Genomic DNA, 4,697 nt, shown 5'->3' on the forward strand with positions numbered 1-4,697 from the left:
CCAAGTCGACACACTCCGCGAACAAATACACACCCTCAACCACAAATACAACACCGCAATCAACCACATCACCGAATGGCGCCAAGCACACCCCAACGACATCCCACAACACCCAGCACCAACCGCAATCAAACCCGACCTCTAAACCACCATGAACAACAAAAACCCACACCACCCAGGAACGCCACACCACCTACGCCAACAAATCCGAAACCGCGACAACCACACCTGCCAACAATGCGGCAAACCAGGACACGAAGTAGACCACATCACCCCAATAAGCCAAGGCGGAACACACAACCCCAACAACCTCCGCGTCCTCTGCCACCAATGCCACACCAACAAAACCACCCAAGAAACCCGCACCGGCAAACACAAAAAGAAAAAACTCCTCCACCTCCCACAACAACCCCACCCCGGCCTAACTAACTAACCACAATCACCACACCATCAACACTCAAAACATTTCACTCAAAACCAAAATTCTGGCATTCCACTGAAAACCGATATCCTAAACAAAGGAAACTCAAGCAAACAGCAAACTAAAAGGAAACTAAAGATGAAATCCCCCACTAAATACACAGCAGCAATACTAGCCACCACCGCCCTGGCCGCAGGAAACACCACCGCACTCGCAGCCACACCAGGCAACACCGTACTAGTTGGCGACAGCGTAGTAGCCAACCCAACATTCTCCGACTACTGGAAAAACAAGGCAAACGCCAAAACCAACACCGGAGTAGGCTGCGTCACCGACGGCTCCATCGCCGACGAAATCGCAAACGCATCCGGAGGCGCCCACGTCGACCAATACCAATGCGCCGGCGCCTCCTTCGCAACCGGCGGCCACCACATTGACGATTCACTTCGCACAGCCGCACAACACGGCGACCTTAACCCACAAACCAAAAACGTCGTCATCGTCGCCGGCGCCAACGACACCTACCCATACAAACAAGACATCCAAGCATCAGACCACGCAATCCGAAACGGCCTACGCAGCGCACTGCAAGTAGCACACGAACACGTCCCCAACGCCAAAATCACCGTCGTCGGCTACCCACACATATCCGACGGCGCCAACACCTGCCTCACATCAGCAACCATTCCACTACCCGCCGCAGCCGTTGCAGAAAATGAAAAACGAGTCCAAAACACCCTGCGCGAAGTTTCAGACCAAAACGACGCAACCTTCCTAGACGCACAGCCGATGTCCACCGGACACGACAACTGCTCCCGAGACCGCTGGTGGGTCAACCTAATCGATCTCTTGCCACCAGCACCAGGAAACCTACCCCTCCACCTCAACGCCAACGGCACCCACGCCTACGGCCAATACATCGGAAAAAATATCGCAAAATAGACCCCACCCCACCCAAATTCCCGTGCACCACACCCACCACACGGGAATTTCCCATCAGCAAAAAGGAACAACCCCCGTGAAACCAACAAAAATAAGCGCCGCACTCGCCACCGCAACAATCACAACCGCACTCCTAACCCCCACAGCACAAGCCCTCCAACCAGGAGACAAATACGTAGCACTCGGCGACTCCTACGCCTCAACCGGAACCATCACACAACCCGCACCAAACAGCACCCCCACCTGCGTCAAAGACCAAGACAACTACCCACACCAACTAGCCAAACAACTCAACCTACAACTCGACGACGCCTCCTGCGCCTGGGCATTCACCTACCAATACGACAACCCCCAACACCACGCACTACCCTTCACCGCCCCAACCCCACAAAAACAACACCTCACACCCGACACCAAACTCGTCACCATCACACTCGGAGGAAACGACGCCGGACTAGCAGCACTGTTCACCGCCTGCGCACCCCACATCCAAATCCCCGGACTCCCCGACTGCTCCCCCACCGCCAAACCCATAACAGACGCCAGCATCCACAACCCCGACACCACCGGCCGAAACCTAAAACAACGCCTCATCGACATCGCAAACGACACCAAAAAACGAGCCCCCCAAGCCCAAATCCTCTTCACCGGATACTACACAGCAGCCACCCCAGAACACCGCTGCCCCGAAAGCGGCTACCTCTCCCTCAACGACCGCAAATACATCAACAACTTCCTCACCGAAGTCAACAACACCATCCAGCAAGCAGCACAAGAAACACACACCACCTACATCACCCCACCAAACGACCCCGAAGGATGGTGCAAACCCCCACAACAACGAAACACCAACTACTACGGCCTACCCGAACAAAACCTCATCGCCCACCCCACATCACTAGGCCAAAAACACATGGCCCAAAAAATAGCCCAAAACACCCACTAAAACCACAACTTGGCACACAACCCACCAACTCATGTACGATGAAAAACGCGCGCAAGAGTGCGCAAGTTTCTCCCGAACTAGAAAGGAAACTAAAATGATCGCAGACATCGTATCCAATGCACAAGAAGCAGCACACACCGCCGTATCCAACGGCTGGGACATCCTCGAACAGGCAAGCCTCTTCGTACGCAAGCTGCCATACCTCATCCCAGACGCACTCAACGAGTTCAACCGCAACATCACCGGCTTCTAAAACAAAAGCGCACAACAGCCCCCGAGACCACCACACCTCGGGGGCTTACTCATACCCCCACCCAGGGGCAACCCCCTCCCCCACAACTCCCCAACCCACGGGCGACCAAGGCGTTTAGGGTATGTACGGGTCTCGGGGTTAATCTAGTGCTTTTCTAGGTTAATGTGCTGGTTTTTATTTCAGAACTCGTGGCGACATGCTAATGTCCCCAAGGAGAAAAGCTCCTTTGGGGCCATTAGTGTGTCTGTTTAGCGTCCGAAGTTTTGAACTGCAAAGAGTTTGCCTTGTGGGTTGACGGCTATTCCTGTGCCGACGGTTTTGGCTTCGGGGTCTAGAAGAATTTCTCGGTGTGATGGTGAATTAACCCAGAGTTGGACGAGTTGTGCGTCGGAATAGTCGTCCCATGCCTGAAGAACGTTTTCTCCACCTGGTGGTAGCTCGGCTGGGTAGGCTTTCCAATGTTCTGGGCGGTGGTGTAGGTTGTCGGTTTGACAGACGTGGTCAGCCCAGTTTTGAGCAATATTGTTTAGGGCCGGGTTTTCAGTTACGGGTTTGAGTCCGTGTTGTGCTCTTACTTCATTGATTTTGAGGACGATTGAGTGTGCGCGGACTCCTTCTGGTTTTAGTTCGTTGACCGTTGCTGGGTTTGGCCCTCCTGGTCCTTGGGCTTGCGCTGGTGGGGTTGGTATTGCGAGTTCGCCGCCGACTAGTGCTGCGGCTGCGGCAGCTGGTGCTGCGATTTTTTCTACTGGTTCGGGCATGATTTCATCCGACATTGGTAGTTCCTCCTTGAATTTCGGGGTGGGAGTGATACCGGTTTTAAGTCTACAGTGCTTCGTGGGTTTTTATTTTTGGAAGAATCTTGGGCTGTAGATGTCGACTTGCTCCCAGTTGCCTTTGTTATCGCTGATCGTTACTCTTCCTGGCGGTAGGTTTGTGGGTTTGGGGTCGAGGGGTGTTGGTTTTCGGCCAAGTACGTGTGCGGCTTGGTTTGTGGTTGATACGTTGGCGCATATTTGGGTGTTGGTTTGGTCTCGTATGGGGGTTGGCAGTGTGGTTGGTGTGGGGTTCGCGGTGACGATGATGACGATGATTCCCACTTGGTGGCAGTTTTGCATCGCCTTTGTGGCTTTCGCGATTTTTATTTCTGTCTGGGGTGCTGGCGTATTCTTTTTGTCTTTTGTTTGGAAGTATTCCTGGATTTCGTCGAAGATAAAGATTGCTAGGTGCTGGTTGTCGTTTTTCTCTCGCCAGTAGTCGATGCCGTCTTGTAGACGTTGTTGTTTTAGTTCTTCTAGTTGTTGTAGGCTTTTGGCGATTTCTGTTGTGTCGCCGGCTGATCCGTTGAAGTAGAGTACGTGAGCGTTTGGCCGTACTGCGTCCATGATTCCTTTTAGAAGTGTTGTTTTCCCGGTTCCGGGCTGGCCGGCGACTACTATGTTGGAGGTTGCTTCGAGTTGCAGGTGGGCTTTCTTTTTTGTTTGGGTGTTACGACCTAGTGTGAGTAGTTCGGTATTGGGGTCGTAGGTCATTTTTCCGGGTATTGATGTAGAGTTTGGAATTAGCGTTGCTATTTGTACTCGTTGATTTGAGATTTTGATTCTGGTTGGGATTTTGAGGATATCGTCAAGTTGTCGGGTTTTGGCTAGCAGTTCCCACCATTCTTTGTCTTTTGGTGCTATTTTAATCCAGCCTTTGGGGCTGATTTCTTTTATTTCTACGTTTGCTTTGTATTCGACTGCTGCTTTGCGTTTGGCTAGGCGACGTACGGCTGGGTCTCGGTATCGGGTGAAAAAGTAGATTTGCCGTGCGGCTATTACGAGTAGGGTTGCTATTGCAATAGTGCTTAGTAGGGCAAGTGCAATATTGCTGACTTGGTCTCTGAGTGCGTCTAGGTGGGGCGTGTTGAATAGGTTTGTCGGGGTTTTTGTGCTCATTTCAGGACTGCCTTTCGGTGTTAGTTAGGGTTGAGCTTTAGCCTACTAATTAGGCATGATGCTGAGCGGATTATGGGTTTGTCGGTTAAGCTTGCAGGCGTTAACTTCCCAAGACTGAATTTACTGCGATTTGATTGGTTTCGGGGTAGTGAAGTTTCGTTGTTTTGTCGATTTTGGAAGGTATTGCTGTGCTGTATT

The 4,697-nt window shown here is 52.1% G+C and carries 6 protein-coding genes; 4 read left to right on the forward strand and 2 right to left on the reverse strand.

The genetic code is table 11. The features are described from left to right. Window positions 1-151: 151 nt before the first annotated feature. The 4 genes from MHK05_RS11950 (at window position 152) to MHK05_RS11705 (ending at window position 2,562) form a co-directional block, all read left to right on the forward strand. A complete protein-coding gene (locus MHK05_RS11950) occupies window positions 152-433 on the forward strand; it encodes an HNH endonuclease (protein WP_367403379.1) in 282 nt (93 codons plus the stop codon). Window positions 434-559: 126 nt separating this feature from the next. Beyond that, window positions 560-1,363: a GDSL-type esterase/lipase family protein gene (locus MHK05_RS11695; protein WP_239206881.1), complete on the forward strand. Its 804-nt coding sequence runs from the start codon at window positions 560-562 to the stop codon at window positions 1,361-1,363. 76 nt (window positions 1,364-1,439) lie between these two features. Then, window positions 1,440-2,309: an SGNH/GDSL hydrolase family protein gene (locus MHK05_RS11700; protein WP_239206882.1), complete on the forward strand. Its 870-nt coding sequence runs from the start codon at window positions 1,440-1,442 to the stop codon at window positions 2,307-2,309. Between the two features lie 94 nt (window positions 2,310-2,403). Continuing rightward, window positions 2,404-2,562: a hypothetical protein gene (locus MHK05_RS11705; protein WP_239206883.1), complete on the forward strand. Its 159-nt coding sequence runs from the start codon at window positions 2,404-2,406 to the stop codon at window positions 2,560-2,562. Window positions 2,563-2,810: 248 nt separating this feature from the next. Here the strand turns inward: MHK05_RS11705 and MHK05_RS11710 are convergent, their stop codons facing one another. After that, entirely contained in the window at window positions 2,811-3,338 is a 528-nt protein-coding gene (locus MHK05_RS11710; RefSeq protein ID WP_239206884.1) for a CAP domain-containing protein, read from the reverse strand. 69 nt (window positions 3,339-3,407) lie between these two features. Further along, window positions 3,408-4,499, reverse strand: coding sequence for an ATP-binding protein (locus MHK05_RS11715; protein ID WP_239206885.1), 1,092 nt, complete (start codon window positions 4,497-4,499; stop codon window positions 3,408-3,410). Between the last annotated feature and the right edge of the window lie 198 nt (window positions 4,500-4,697).

This window comes from Corynebacterium nasorum (assembly GCF_022347325.1).
GTDB classification, from domain to species: domain Bacteria; phylum Actinomycetota; class Actinomycetes; order Mycobacteriales; family Mycobacteriaceae; genus Corynebacterium; species Corynebacterium kefirresidentii.

Coding starts and splice junctions, on each gene's coding strand:
- MHK05_RS11695 (WP_239206881.1), top strand. CDS start 560: ATGAAATCCCCCACTAAATACACAGCAGCAATACTAGCCACCACCGCC.
- MHK05_RS11705 (WP_239206883.1), top strand. CDS start 2,404: ATGATCGCAGACATCGTATCCAATGCACAAGAAGCAGCACACACCGCC.
- MHK05_RS11715 (WP_239206885.1), bottom strand. CDS start 4,499: ATGAGCACAAAAACCCCGACAAACCTATTCAACACGCCCCACCTAGAC.
- MHK05_RS11710 (WP_239206884.1), bottom strand. CDS start 3,338: ATGTCGGATGAAATCATGCCCGAACCAGTAGAAAAAATCGCAGCACCA.
- MHK05_RS11950 (WP_367403379.1), top strand. CDS start 152: ATGAACAACAAAAACCCACACCACCCAGGAACGCCACACCACCTACGC.